Origin of the sequence: Microbacterium sp. SGAir0570 (assembly GCF_005491085.2) — a bacterium.
Lineage (GTDB): Bacteria > Actinomycetota > Actinomycetes > Actinomycetales > Microbacteriaceae > Microbacterium > Microbacterium arborescens.
Map to the genome: position 1 here is coordinate 602,500 of NZ_CP027929.1, position 14,152 is coordinate 616,651.

Below are 14,152 nucleotides of genomic sequence, written 5' to 3' on the forward strand. Positions count from 1 at the left end.
ACATGGCGAGGGGCGGGCCGGACCGAAGCTCGATGCGACCCGCCCCTCGTCGGGCGTCACTTGTTGACGGTGAAGCCCTGGTCGTTGCCGTACTGCACGAGCTGGTCCTGCCACGTGGCGAGGCCCTCGTTCAGGTCGGACTTTGAGGCGTAGGACTGCCCGACGGTGTCGCTGAAGATGCTGTTCGCGTACACCTGGAAGGGCAGGTACTGCCAGCCCGGACGCACGTCCTTGGCCGCCTGCACGAGCACCTCGTTGATCTTCTGGCCGCCGAAGTACTCGGGCGCCTTGTTCAGGAACTCGTCCGACTCGAGCTGCGCCGTCGTCGAGGGGAAGCCGCCGCTCTCGGCGAAGATCGTCAGGCTCTCCTCGTCGTTGTTCAGCCACTTGAGGAACGCGGCGGCGAGGGCCGGGTTCTCGCTCTGCTTCGTGACCGCCTGGCCGCCGCCGCCGTTCTCGGCCGAGACCGGGGTGCCGTCGTAGGTCGGCATGGGGGCCACGCGCCAGTCGCCGGAGGCGTCGGCGACCGACGACTCGAGGTTGCCCGGCATCCAGGCCCCGATGACGAGCGTCGCGATCGAGCCGTCGCCGAGGCCCTTGAACCACTCGTCGCTCCAGCTCGGGGTGCTGGCGATCAGGTCGTCCTCGACGAGCGTGTTCCAGGTGTCGGCCCACTTCTTCGAGCCCTCGTCGGCGACGTTGATCGTCACGTCGGTGCCGTCGGCCGAGAAGGGCTGCCCGCCCGCCTGCCAGATCATGCTGGTGGCGAAGCCGGCGTCACCGGTGTCGTTCGTGATCTTCTTCGTCGGGTCGCCGGCGGTGAGCTGACGCGCGGTGGCGATGTACTCGTCCCACGTCGTCGGGACCGTCAGGCCGTACTGGTCGAAGACCGCCTTGTTGTAGAACAGCGCCATGGGGCCGGAGTCCTGCGGCAGGCCGTAGATCTTGCCGTCGAAGTCGACGGAGTTCCACGTCGAGGCGGTGTAGTCGCTCTCGAGATCGCCGAAGCCGTAGGGCGCGAGGTCGAGCAGCCCGTCGGTGAGGGCGAACTGCGGGAAGGCGTAGTACTCGATCTGCACGACGTCGGGGGCGCCCGAGCCGGCCTTGATCGCGTTCTGGAGCTTGGTGTACTCCTCGGTGTTGGTGCCCGCGTTGACGACGTTGACCTTGACCTCGGGGTACTTCTTCATGAACGCCTCGGCCTGCGCCTCGGCGGACGGGGTCCACGACCAGTAGGTGATCTCGCCGCCAGCCTTCAGGGCCGCGTCGAGGTCGTCGGGGTTGCCGCTGCCCGCGGCGGGGCCGGAGGACGAGCAGGCGGCCAGCACGAGGCCGGCGGCTGCGGTCAGGGCCACGACGGATGCGGCGCGACGCAGCGCCGATCCCTTGCGCATGGGTGTCATGGGAGTTCCTTCACTTCGTTGTTGTGGATTCGGGTCGTTGTTGATTCAGGTGGTGCGGAATACGGGGTCTGGGGGTGCGCTCACTGCTTGACGCTGCCGGCGCTCAGGCCGGACTGCCAGAAGCGCTGCAGCAGGAGGAAGGCGACGACGATGGGGATGATCGACAGCAGCGATCCGGTGATCACGAGGTTGTAGATCGGCTGGGCCGCGGCTCCCGTGGCCTGGGCGTTCCACTGATTGAGCCCGACGGTGAGCGGGTACCAGGCGGGGTCGCTGAGCATGATGAGCGGGAGGAAGTAGTTGTTCCAGGTCGCGACGACCGCGAACAGCAGCACCGTGACGATGCCGGGCATGAGCAGCTTCGTCGAGATGGTGAAGAATGTGCGCATCTCGCTGGCGCCGTCCATGCGGGCCGCCTCGAGCAGCTCGGTGGGGACGGCGTCGCTCGCGAACACCCACATCAGGTACAGGCCGAAGGGGCTGATGAGCGAGGGGATGATGATCGCCCACGGGGTGTTGGTCAGGCCCAGCTGGCTGAACATGAGGAACGTGGGGACCGCGAGGGCGGTGCCGGGAACGGCCACGGCGCCGATGACGACGGCGAAGACCGCCTTGCGGCCGCGGAAGTTGTACTTCGCCAGGCCGTAGCCGGCCATCGTCGCGAGAACCGTCGCACCGCCCGCGCCGACGACCACGTAGAGGAGCGTGTTGCCGAGCCACCGCAGGAAGATGCCGTCGCGGTAGGTGAACGTGTCGACGATGTTGTTCCACAGGTTGAAGCTGTCGCCGAACCAGAGGCCGAAGGTCGTGAACAGGTCGCCCTGGGTCTTGGTCGCGTTGATGACCAGCCAGAACAGCGGCAGCAGCGTGTAGAGGATGAACAGGCTCATCACGACGGTGAGCACGACGGACTTCCGCCGGGCGAACGGCGTGCTGCGGGCGAGGGCGGGAGCGGTCATCGCATCTCCTGACGGGATCCGCGCAACTGGACGACGTAGGCGATGACCGCCGTGATGACGCCCATGATGATCGCGACGGTGGCGGCGTAGTTGTACTGCTGGCCGGCGAACGAGAGGTTGTACGCGTACATGTTCGGCGTGAAGAACGTCGTGATCGTGTTCGGGGCCAGGGGCTTGAGGATGTTCGGCTCGTTGAAGAGCTGGAAGCTGCCGATGATCGAGAAGATCGTGGCGATGACGATCGAGCCGCGCAGTGCCGGGATCTTGATCGAGAGGATCGTGCGCCAGGCACCGGCGCCGTCGAGGGATGCCGCCTCGTACAGCTCGCCGGGAATCGTCTTGAGCGACGAGTAGAAGATCAGCATGTTGTAGCCGACGAACTGCCAGGTGACGATGTTGCCGATCGAGACCATCATCCACTCGGGCAGGAAGGGTCGCAGGACCTGTGCGCCGAGGAGGTCGTTGATGTTGCCGGCGAGACCGAACTGGTCGCCGTAGATGTAGCCCCACATGAGGACCGCGACGACGGCGGGGACGGCGTAGGGCAGGAAGATGATGATCCGGTAGAAGCCCGACGCGTGCAGGCGCGCGCTGTCGATCGCGAGGGCGGCGGCCAGCGCGAGCACGAGCATGATCGGCACCTGGATGAGCAGGAACAGCAGCACGCGGAGGAAGCCGTCCCACAGCTTCGGGTCGGCGAAGGCCGTGAGGTAGTTCTCGAACCCGACGAACGCGTTGCCGCCCACGATCTGCTCGCGGAAGAAGCTGAGGTAGAGCGCGTAGGCGAGGGGCGCGAGGAAGACGAGGGCGAACACCACGGCGAAGGGGCCGACGAAGAGCCATCCGCGTTGTTCGACGCTGACGCGCCGCCGCTTCCGCGCGGTGCGCACGGCGGGAGGGGGTGCCGTAGTGGTCGTCATCGTCCGTGCCTCTTCTGTGATGCAGGCGCTCGCCGATTGAGCGCGGATGTTGACGTAAACATAACTCGGGCACGCTAGCATGTCAACGTCAACATCGAGGAGGATCCGGGCATGGGTGAAGCACGAGCAGCCGCAGGCCCGGACGTGCGGCCACGGCGCCGCGAGGTGTCGATGGCCGACGTGGCCGCGATGGCCGGCGTGTCGGGGCAGACGGTGTCGCGCGTCGCGAACGGTCGCGAGAACGTCGACCCCGAGACCCGGGCTCGCGTCCAGGATGCGATGGCGCGGCTGGGGTACCGGCCCAACAGTGCGGCCCGCGCCCTGCGCTCGGGGCGCTTCCGCAGCATCGGCGTGATCATGTTCTCGCTCGCGAGCTACGGCAATACGCGCACGCTCGATGCCGTGGCATCCGTCGCCGCGGAGGCGGGGTACTCGCTCACTGTCATCACCGTGCAGTCGGCCACGCAGTCCGATGTGTCGGGCGCATTCGTGCGCTTGGCCGAGCACGCCGTCGACGGCGTCATCATCCTGATCGAGACGCACCGGCTGGGCGAGCGCGAGCTCGCGCTGCCCACGGGCCTCCCCGTCGTGGTGGTCGACTCGAGTGCCGATTATCCGTATCCCGTGGTCGACAACGACCAGGCGCTGGGTGCGCGTCTCGCGACGGAGCATCTGCTCGACCTCGGGCACCAGACGGTCAACCACATCTCCGGGCCGAGGGAGTCGTTCGCCGCGGAGCGCCGGCGGGTCGCCTGGCACGACACGCTCGTCGCGCGCGGAGCCCGGGTGCCCGAGGCGCACGTAGGGGATTGGACCGCCGAGTCGGGGTACGAGATCGGGCGGTCGCTCGCCGCCGACGACGCCGTCACGGCGGTGTTCGCCGCCAATGACCGCATGGCTCTCGGGCTGCTCCGGGCGCTGCACGAGGCCGATCGGCCCGTGCCTGCGAGTGTCAGCGTGGTCGGTTACGACGACGCCCCCGAGTCGGCGAACTTCTGGCCGCCGCTGACGACCGTGCGCCAGCACTTCGACCGCATCGGCGCGGCCGCCGTCCGCTCGCTGCTCACCGAGATCGACGGGGGAGAGGCGCCGGCCGAGCGCACGCTCGTGCCGACCGAGCTCGTCGTGCGCGCGAGCTCAGGCCCCCGCGCTTAGCCCGGGCCGGACTGCCCGGCTCGCGGACTCGGAGAATCGCGCGTTCCTCGGGCCGTTCGCGACATCTGCTCCGACTTTCGCGTGATCGTCCGAGTTTCGTCGTGAGGAACGCGCCATTGCACCCGCGCACAGGAGTCCCTTAGGCTCGGTGTTGACGTCAACATGTTGACGTCAACATCACCCCCCCCCCCCCTGAGGTCGCATCGGAGCGACCGGATAGGAATGACGATGAAGTCAGCTCGACTGTTGTCGATGACCTGTGCCGTGGCGCTCGCGGCCGGTGGCCTCACCGCCGCTGCCGCTGCGGCGCCCCCGCCGGCGCAGGCGGCCGAGCCCGCCGCCGTGCGGATCGCCCCGAATCCCGCCACCGCCTCGGAGAAGCCGTTCGAGGGATGGGGCACCAGCCTGGTCTGGTTCGCCAACGCGACCGGGAACTACCCCGCCGACGTTCGGCAGAAGCTCTTCGACGCCGTGTTCGGCAACGAGGGCCTCAACCTCAACATCGCGCGCTACAACATCGGCGGCGGCAACGCCACCGACGTCCCGCCGTACCTGCGGCCCGGCGGCGCGGTTCCCGGCTTCTGGAACCCCGACCTGCAGGCCACGGACGACGAAGGCGCGATCACCTCGACCTTCGCCGACCGAGACCGCTACCGGGATGCCTGGGACCCCGACGATCCCGATGCCTACGACTTCTCGCAGGACTCCGCGCAGCGCTGGTGGCTCGACGCCCTCAAAGACAAGGTCACGCACTGGGAGGCGTTCAGCAACTCGCCGCCCTACTTCCTCACGCAGAGCGGCTACGTCTCGGGCGGGATCAACAACGCCACGAGCGAGCAACTCGCCCCGGCCGACATGGACAAGTTCGCCGGCTACCTGGTGAACGTCGTCGACGAGCTCGAGCGGGTTCACGGCATCTCGTTCGACACGATCGACCCGTTCAACGAGCCCAACACGAACTACTGGTCCACGCAGATCCCCGACGGCGCGACCTGGCCCACCGGCGGACGCCAGGAGGGCGCGCACATCGGCCCCGAGGCGCAGGATGCGATGATCGCCGCCCTCGCCGAGCGCCTCGCACAGCCGGGGACGAGCACGGATGCGGTCATCTCCGCGATGGACGAGACCAACCCCGGCATCTTCGCGACCAACTGGAACACGTGGTCGGCGCAGTCGAAGGACCTCGTCGATCAGCTCAACGTCCACACGTACGGCACCGGCGGGCGCCAGGTCGTCCGCGACATCGCGAAGGCGGCCGACAAGCCGCTGTGGATGAGCGAGGTCGAGGGCAACTGGACCGACCGCAGCAAGGGCTTCGTCACCGACGACATCGAGAACGGCCTGGGCATGGCCCAGCACATCGTCGGCGACCTGCGTGAGCTCGAGCCGGACGCGTGGGTGTTCTGGCAGCCGGTAGAAGACCTCTACAACATGGAGAAGGTCGAGAAGCTCAACTGGGGCAGCGTCTTCATCGACTTCGACTGCAACGCCGACGGGAACTCCGAGCGCCGCCTCCGCGACGGCGACGCCGACCCCTCGTGCCAGGTGCTGACGAACGAGAAGTTCAACACCGTCCGCAACTTCACGCACTTCATCACCCCCGGCGACCGGTTGATCGCGACCGACAACGCGGAGTCGACCGCGGCAATCGACGCCGACGGCGAGGGGGCCACGATCGTGCACGTCAACGCCGAGGCGGCCGATCGCACCGTCGAGATCGACCTGAGCGACTTCGGCACCGTGGCCCCCGGGGCGACCGTGACCCCCGTCGTCACGACGCAGTCGACCGCGGCGGAGCCCTCGGTCAACGCTCTCCAGCAGGGTCAGCCGGTCGCCGTGGACGCGGCATCCCGGACCGCCACCCTCACGGTTCCCGCCAAGTCGGTCGTGACCTTCGTCATCGACGGCGTCTCGGGCGTCTCGCCGGATGCCGCCGCCTTCCGCGACGGCGAGACGGTGCAGCTCACGGGCCTTCAGAGCGGGCTCGCCCTCGACGGCAGCTCGACCCTCGCGGTCCGCTCTCTCGCCACCACCCCCGACGCCGCCCGCGGACAGGCGTGGACGGTCCGCACGATCGCGGGGGCGGGCACCAACCGCCACCGCTTCACGCTGCAGAACGGGTCGGGCCAGTTCCTCGCATCGAGCGGCACGGCCACGGCGCTCGTGGACGCGGATCCAGCGGCAGCGGCGACCGATCCCGCACTGCAGTGGATGGCCTCCACGGTCGACGGCGCGTACTACTCGGTGCTGAACGTCGCTGCTGAGCGCGTCCTCGACGTGGGCGGCGGCAGCACGACCCCCGGCGCGTCGGTGGGACTGTGGACCTCGAACGGCGGCGGGAACCAGCAGTGGCGCATCGCGAGCACGACCGTCGCGGGCACCGAGCCCGTCACGGTCGCGACCGCGGTCGGTGTCGTCCCGACGCTGCCCGCGGCCGTCGATGTGCGCTACACGGGAGGGACCGTTCGGACGGCGCCGGTGACCTGGCAGCTCGACGGGGTCGACTTCTCGCGCACCGGTTCGGTCGAGGTTCGCGGCACGGGCACCGAGCTGTTCGGCGGCTCGTTCGAAGCCGCCGCCACGGTCGAGATCGGCGCCTACACCGCGACGCGCCCGGCATCCGTCACCGTTCCCGCCGGAAGTGCCCTCGACGCCGTCAGGAGCCAGGCCGGCAGCGCGGTGCAGGCCGAGCTGCGTCCCTCGGGCGCAGGCTTCTCCGTTCCGGTCGAATGGATGTGGGACGGCATCGCCGATGACGCGTTCGCGAACCCCGGCACGGTCTCGGTGCCCGGCGTCGCGACCGGTCCGAGCGGCGAGAAGCTCGATGCTCGGCTGACCGTGATCGTCACGGCGGCGTCGGAACGCAACGTCGCTCCCGAGAGCACTCCGAGTGCGAGCTTCACCGAGAGCGCGCAGTACGCGGTGGGCAACACCATCAACGGCAGCACGACCGACAAGGGATGGTCGAACTGGCGCTCTGGTGCGAAGAACCCGCAGGACACGCTGAGCTACGTCCTCGCCGAGCGCGAGACCCTCACGCGTGTCGCCGTGCAGTTCTACCGCGACGGCAGCTCGCTGAGCTGGCCCGCGACCATGCGCGTCGACCACCGCGAGAGCGGCGGCGAGTGGGTCGAGGGCGAGCTCGTCACCGTGCCGGAGCCCGCGACGGGCGCGCCGCGCGTCGAGGTGCCGGTCTCCGGCGCCGCCGACGAGGTCCGGGTCGTGATGAACGCGCGCCCCGACACGCACATGATCGTCTCGGAGGTCGAGATCTTCGCGGCCGCAGCCGCCCCGGCAGGCGTCGCCGATCTGGCGCGGCTCACCGTCGGCGATGAGCCCGTTGACGGGTTCGCGCCGGACACGCTGGAGTACACCGTCACGACGACGGGGTCGGCGTGGCCCACGCTCCACGCGCTCGCGGTCGACGACGACGCCACCGTCATCGTGACCCAGCCGGGGGAGAGCCAGACGGGTGAGGCGCAGCGGATGGCGGCGGATGCCGCGGCCGCGGCGGATGACGTGATCACCAGCGTCGGGACCGTGACGGTCACGGCTCCCGGTGGCGCCTCGCAGACGTACACGGTCACGGTCAGCCGGGCGGTCGGCGTCGAGACGCCCGTCGTGTCGGGGGAGCCGCGCGTCGGCTCGACCGTTCGCGCGGTGGCGGTCACCGACCCGGCGGACGCGACGCTCGCGTTCGTCTGGCTGCGTGACGGGGCCGCGATCGACGGCGCCACGGCCGACAGCTACGCGCTGACCGCAGCGGATGAGGGGCGGGAGATCTCCGTCGAGGTGACCGCCGACGCGGCAGGCTTCACCGCCGGCAGTGCTCGCTCCGCGGCGATCGTTCCGGCCGCCGCGGTCGTCGACCCGGGAACGGGCGGCGGCACCGACGGTGGCGCCGATGGCGGCGCGGGAACGCCGGGCTCGGGCTCTGGTTCGGGCGGTGCGTCGACGGGCGCGGGTGCGAACGGCGCGGCCGGCTCGACCGGTGCGCGCGACCTGGCACGCACGGGAGGGGATGCCGGCGGCATCGCCGCGACGCTGTTCGGCGCGCTGGCGCTGCTCGTGCTCGGGGCCGGAGCGGTCGTCGTGCGCCGACGCCGCGTCGGAGCCCGGGACGCCTGACGACGGAGCCCCTGACGGCGGAGTCCCCGACGACGAAGGCCGTGCCGATCGATGAAACGATCGGCACGGCCTTCGTGCTGTGTCGGACGGCGGTCAGCGCACGACGACGGTGATCGGCGCGGAGCGGGTGGCCCCGGCGTCGTTGGCGAACTCGGCGACGTACTCGTAGGTGCCGGGGCTGCGACCGGCGATCGAGGTCACGGCGCGCTGCGCTGCGGGGGAGGCGACCGTCACCTGCTGCCGGTCGATCTCCACGCCGTTCTCGAACAGCGTGTACTCCGACCCGTTCGTGCCCCACCACAGGTTCGTAGTCAGGGTGAACGCGCCGTCGCCGTCGACGTTGTCGTGCGAGACGACGGGACGAGCCGGCGCGGCATCCGTCACCACGACGGTCGTGGGCGTCGTGGCCGTGACGCCGGCGGCGTTGACCAGCTCTCCGGTGTAGACGTATGTGCCGTTCGACCGGCCCGCGACCGCGACCGACGCGACCTGCGCCATGGGCGTGTTCGGGGCGAGCAGGCGCGTGGCGATGAGCTCGCCGTTCTCGTAGAGGCGGTACGCGCCGCCGTTCGTTCCCCACCAGAGGTTCATCGTCACGGTGAACGATCCGTCGTGCCGGCCGTCTCTCCAGCCGCTGTCGGTGTGAAGCGATGCTCGGGCGGGCGGCGCCGAGGCACCGTCGTCGCTGAACACGACGAGCCGCACCTCGGCGGTCGCCACGAGACCGTCGTGGTTGACCGCGCGCACCGTGAGGACGCGTTCGCCCGACATCCCCGCGAGCGGTATCGCGGCGTCGGGGGCGACCGGCGTGCCGTCGAGCGCGACATCGAGGGTGCGGACACCGCTCTCCGGGTCGTCGGCTGCGACCGTGAGCTGCAGCTCGCCGGTGTCGGGCAGCAGCGCCCCGTCCTCGGGCAGCCCCGAGATGACCGGGGCCGTCTCGTCCGTCGCCCCCGAGGGGTCGCCGGTCACCGCGATCGAGGGCATCGGCGCGGGAGCCATCCCGTCTCCGATGAAGAAGCTCGGGTGCGGCGGCTGGTTGTACCCGGTGTTCTGCCAGGCCACGGCGACCCGGTACTGCATGTCGTGCATGAGGGTCGGGATGCGCAGCTCGGTCTCGTCCGTCGTCGAGTAGATGCGCAGCTCCGACGAGTCGGCCGAGCGCCAGACGATCTCTTCGCGCCAGTCGCCGAACAGATCGGCCTGCAGGTTCGGCGTGCCCTTCGTGCCGTTGTTCGACCGGGCGCCGGTGTCGCTGAGGATGACGTTCTCGGTCTCGTTCTCGAAGTCCCACTTCGACACCGTGGGGGTGCCCTGCGATGTCGCGGCGTCCCACGTGTGGTCGACGATCTCGCGCAGCGGGTCGCCGTCGAACCAGGCGAGGAAGTTCGCCGCGGGGATCGTCTCGCCGATGCGCTCGCCGGCCGCCGTCATGAGGTGGCCCGTACGCGAGTTCCAGGCCGCGTCGCCGCCCACGGCCCAGCTCTCCGCCCCCGGATGCCGCGGATCGATGTCACCGGATGCCGCGCGGCCGGTGTCGACGGTTGCGGGGACGTCCCACAGGATCTCGCCGGTGCGGGCATCGCGGAAGGTCGCACCGCGGTTGCCCGACGCGGCCATGTTCTCGTGCGCGGCGAACACCTCGAGCCCCGGCCGGGAGGGGTCGAGATCCGAGACGTGCAGCGCGTCGCCGTGTCCGAGCCCCGTGGAGTAGAGCACGTCGCCGTCATCGTCGATCGTGGCCGATCCGAAGACGATCTCGTCCTTGCTGTCGCCGTCGACGTCGGCGACGGACATCGAGTGGTAGCCCTGGCCGTAGATCGACTCCGCGCCCTCGTCGTTCGAGTCGAGCACCCAGCGCGTCGTCAGGTGCTCGCCGTCGAAGTCGAACGCTCCGATCACCGCGCGGGTGTAGTACCCGCGGCTGAAGATCGCGCTCGGTCGCTCGCCGTCGAGGTAGGCGACCGACGCGAGGAACCGGTCGACACGGTTGCCGTAGGTGTCGCCCCACGATCCGACGTCGCCGCGCTGCGGCACGTAGTCGATCGTGTCGACGGCGGCTCCCGTGAATCCGTCGAAGACGGTCAGGAACTCGGGGCCCTGCAGCACGTAGCCCGAGCTGTTGCGATGATCGGCCCCGGCGGTGCCGATGGGCCTTCCGGCTCCGTCGATCGTGCCGTCGGCGGTACGGGTGATGAGCTCCGCCCGACCGTCGCCGTCGAAGTCGTACACCATGAGGTCGGTGTAGTGCGCGCCGGCTCGGATGTTCACGCCGAGGTCGATGCGCCACAGGCGCTCTCCGCTCATCCGGTAGGCGTCGACGTAGACGTTTCCGGTATAGCCCGACTGCGAGTTGTCCTTCGCGTTCGAGGGGTACCACTTGACGATGAGCTCGTACTCGCCGTCGCCGTCCACGTCGCCGACGGTCGTGTCGTTCGCCGAGTACGAGTACGGCTGGCCGTCTCGGGTGTAGGCATCGGCGGGACGCTGCAGCGGGACCGACCGGTACGCCGCGGTCTGCACGGAGACCGGCTCCGATTCGGTGGTCTCGGTCGATCCGTCGGCGCTCAGTCTCGTGACGAAGTAGGTCGATCCCGTCGAGCCGGTCGTGTCGACGAGGTTCGTCGTCGCGGTGATCGGTTCGTCGGTGATGCGCTCGCCGTCGCGGTACACGTGGAACGCGGCGTCCGCCGGATCGGTTCCGAGCAGCCGCCACGACACGAGCACCCCGTCGTCGGTCGCGACAGCTGCGACGCCGCGGCCGAGGTACTCGGCCTGACGCTGCAGCACGGTCGGGGCGGGCGTCTCGAGCTGTTCGGATGCGGCACCCGGACCGCCCGCGCCGAGGCCCACCACGGTGTAGAAGTAGGGCACGGTCGTCAGCACGTCGGTGTCGACGAACCGCGAGACGTCGACGATGCCCACGAGGTCGCCCCGCTCGCCGGCGGTCTGCGACCGGAACACGAGCGCCGAGACGGCGCCATCCGGTGCCGACCACGACAGCTCGATCTCGCGTTTGTCGACGCGCTCGGCGGTGAGCGCGATCGGTGCCGACGGCGGTGCCGCCTCGGGATCGACGAGGCTCGTGCCGACCGTGGCGGAAGGCACCGACTCGAGACCCGTCTGGTCGACGGCGGTCACGTGGTAGCTGTAGTCGAGACCCAGGCGGGCGGTGCGGTCGGTGTAGCTCGGCTCATCCGCCGTGCCGACGAGCACCGGCGCGCCCTCGAACTCGGAGGCGCGGTAGATGTTCCAGCGCATTCCGGGCTCGGCATCCCACGCGAGGTCGATTCGCGGGGCCGCGGGATCGGCATCGACTCCCGTCACGCTCAAGCCCACGGGGCCGAGCAGGATCGGCGTGATCTCCAGCCCGTTCAGCCGGGTGCCGGCGGCCGCGCCGTAGGCCTCGATGCTCAGCTGTCCGTCGGTGACCAGGAAGGGGCCGCGCAGGACCGCCGCGACCGACGCGCGTCCCGCGTTGCCCGACCCGGCGTCCTTGCCCTCGACCCGGAAGCTCGTCCGCGACGAGCCGATCCAGTCACCGGAGTAGGTCTTGACCGAATAGGTGCCGTTCGGCACGTCGAGGGCGAAGGTCGAGCTGTCGCCCGGCAGCACGAAATCGCGCGAGAGGTCGTCGGCGCCGTCGGCTGCGCCGCGGTCGCGACCGGCGTTGGCCGGCAGGACGTTGGTGAAGCCGTAGCCGCGCTCGGCGGTGTAGCCCATCGCCGGGGTGACCTCGGTGTACCCCGCGGCGAGCGGGTTGCCGGGCAGCTGGAAGTCGAACCGGTACTGCGCCTGCTTGGTCGTGAACTCCACGGATGCCGACGGCTCGGACTCGCCGCGTCCGTTGACGGCCACGACGCGGTAGCGGAACGTCGCGCCCTCCTCGAGGCCCTGGACGATGGTGGTCGGCTGCGTGACGGTCCCGACGAGCGTCCAGGTGTCGGCGGGGTCTGCGGCTCGCTGGCGGAACACCTTGTAGATGTCGGCGGTGGGCACGGCATCCCAGCGCAGCGTCGCCCCGGCGTTGCTGATGCCTCCCGCGACGAGGTTCTGCGGGGCGGCGGGTAGCTCACCGGGCTGCTCGACGTCGACGACCTTCGCGGCGAGCGGGTCGTCGAGCGCCGCGATGCCCTGCGCGACGAGACGAGCCATCTGGATGGCTCCGTACTCCTGGAAGTGGGTGTCGTCGACAGTGCCTGCGGGGCGGTTGGGGAAGACACCGGGGTCGACGTGCAGGAACACCGCCTTCGCGGCATCCGGTCCGATCTGGTCGAGGTAGGCCCGGCTCGACGCCGACAGGTCGACCAGAGCGACATCCTCCTCGTCGGCCAGCTCGATCATCTTCTCGACGTACGCGGGGAAGCTCACGCGGAACAGCCCCGTCGCGGGGTCGAAGTCACGGCGTGAGACCGGCGTCACGAGAACCGGAGTGGCTCCGCGCTGGCGCGCCCCCTCGACGTAGACGCGAAGGTACTCCTTGTAGTCGGCGGGCGACGCGTAGCGGTCGTCGACGCCTTGCGTCGCGTCGTTGTGGCCGAACTGCACGAACAGGTAGTCGCCCGGACGGATGCCGAGGAGGACCTCGTCGAGACGCCCCTGCGTGATGAAGTTCTTCGACGAGCGTCCGCCGATGGCCCGGTTGGTCACAGCGACGTCGTCGGCGAGGAAGCGGTCGAGCATCTGACCCCACCCGGCCTGCGGTGCGTAGGCGGTGGCGTCGTAGGTCTGCACCGTCGAGTCGCCGGTCAGGTAGGTCGTCGGGATCGCGCCGGCGGGACGTTCCGCCAGCCGGGTGACGGTGAGACCCGCGAGGGATGCCGCGGTGCCGCCGACCTGCACGGTGAGCCTGCCGTCGACGAGGGCGATCGGGAACGACATCTCCAGGTACTCGCCGGCCGGCTTCGCCGTGGGCTGCACCTTCACGATGCCCTCGACGGTCAGCGAGATATCGGTCGCTGCGGCGGTGTCACCCGCGACGAGGGCGACCGAATAGTCGCCGGCGCCGAGTTCGACCTCGAACGTGCCGCCGTGAGCGGCGACGAAGTCGGAGCGCAGCGGGTCGTCGCTGCCGCGGTCGACGTTCGCCGGATCGGCGGTGGGAGTCGTCGTGAAGCCGTAACCCGCGGCCGTGTCGAAGGCGGTCTCGGCCGTCACTCCGATGGCACCCGGCGCGATGGCTCCCGGGCCGAAGTCGAACGTGACGCTCTCGCCGGGATCGAGGGGGCGGAGGGCGGTGTCGTCGGCGACGGCGGGTGCCGCGCCGAGGAGAGTGACCACGAGGGCTGCAGCGGCGACCGCGGCGCCGGCGCGGACCGGTCGGTGGTGGACGGGGACGGGGGGACGGCTCGGAGCCACGGTTCCTCCTGGACAGCATCGGCGAGAAGGGCACGCCGCGCAGCCTCTCCGCCGGAGCGGGAGGATGAACGGCATCCGGGGGCGTACGGACTCGACCACGGCGCGAGAGGAGCGCGCCTCCGTCATTGGAAAGCGCATTCCGCCTTGCGTGAAACGATCTAAACACGGCGGTCATCAAGACGCAATGGTCACGTGCGGCTCAGATGCCCGACCCGGCTGTCGCGGGTTG

6 protein-coding genes are annotated in these 14,152 nt (G+C 69.9%); 2 read left to right on the forward strand and 4 right to left on the reverse strand.

All coding sequences use genetic code 11. The annotated features are described in order from the left end of the window. Positions 1-56: 56 nt before the first annotated feature. The 3 genes from C1N74_RS02800 to C1N74_RS02810 form a co-directional block, all read right to left on the reverse strand. On the reverse strand, positions 57-1,394 hold the full coding sequence (locus C1N74_RS02800; protein WP_137750943.1) for a sugar ABC transporter substrate-binding protein: 1,338 nt from the start codon (positions 1,392-1,394) through the stop codon (positions 57-59). 89 nt (positions 1,395-1,483) lie between these two features. Then, a complete protein-coding gene (locus C1N74_RS02805; protein WP_023952518.1) occupies positions 1,484-2,362 on the reverse strand; it encodes a carbohydrate ABC transporter permease in 879 nt (292 codons plus the stop codon). Further along, complete coding sequence (locus C1N74_RS02810; protein ID WP_023952517.1) at positions 2,359-3,282, reverse strand: carbohydrate ABC transporter permease; 924 nt, start codon at positions 3,280-3,282, stop codon at positions 2,359-2,361. The genes C1N74_RS02805 and C1N74_RS02810 overlap by 4 nt, the downstream gene beginning before the upstream one ends. A gap of 111 nt (positions 3,283-3,393) precedes the next feature. Between C1N74_RS02810 and C1N74_RS02815 the strand changes: the two genes are divergently transcribed. Both C1N74_RS02815 and C1N74_RS02820 read left to right on the forward strand, forming a co-directional pair. Then, positions 3,394-4,437 carry a LacI family DNA-binding transcriptional regulator gene (locus tag C1N74_RS02815; RefSeq protein WP_064956252.1) on the forward strand — a complete coding sequence of 348 codons (1,044 nt, stop codon included), beginning with the start codon at positions 3,394-3,396 and terminating at the stop codon, positions 4,435-4,437. 228 nt (positions 4,438-4,665) lie between these two features. Next, positions 4,666-8,565: a glycoside hydrolase gene (locus tag C1N74_RS02820; protein ID WP_137749920.1), complete on the forward strand. Its 3,900-nt coding sequence runs from the start codon at positions 4,666-4,668 to the stop codon at positions 8,563-8,565. A 93-nt stretch (positions 8,566-8,658) separates the two neighbouring features. Here C1N74_RS02820 and C1N74_RS16740 read toward each other — a convergent pair whose 3' ends face one another. After that, a complete protein-coding gene (locus C1N74_RS16740; protein ID WP_309147419.1) occupies positions 8,659-13,923 on the reverse strand; it encodes a GDSL-type esterase/lipase family protein in 5,265 nt (1,754 codons plus the stop codon). Positions 13,924-14,152 lie beyond the last annotated feature (229 nt).

Excerpts from the sequence above, each read along its gene's own strand:
- C1N74_RS02810 (WP_023952517.1), bottom strand. The coding sequence starts at position 3,282 with ATGACGACCACTACGGCACCCCCTCCCGCCGTGCGCACCGCGCGGAAG.
- C1N74_RS02820 (WP_137749920.1), top strand. The coding sequence starts at position 4,666 with ATGAAGTCAGCTCGACTGTTGTCGATGACCTGTGCCGTGGCGCTCGCG.
- C1N74_RS02815 (WP_064956252.1), top strand. The coding sequence starts at position 3,394 with ATGGGTGAAGCACGAGCAGCCGCAGGCCCGGACGTGCGGCCACGGCGC.
- C1N74_RS02805 (WP_023952518.1), bottom strand. The coding sequence starts at position 2,362 with ATGACCGCTCCCGCCCTCGCCCGCAGCACGCCGTTCGCCCGGCGGAAG.
- C1N74_RS02800 (WP_137750943.1), bottom strand. The coding sequence starts at position 1,394 with ATGCGCAAGGGATCGGCGCTGCGTCGCGCCGCATCCGTCGTGGCCCTG.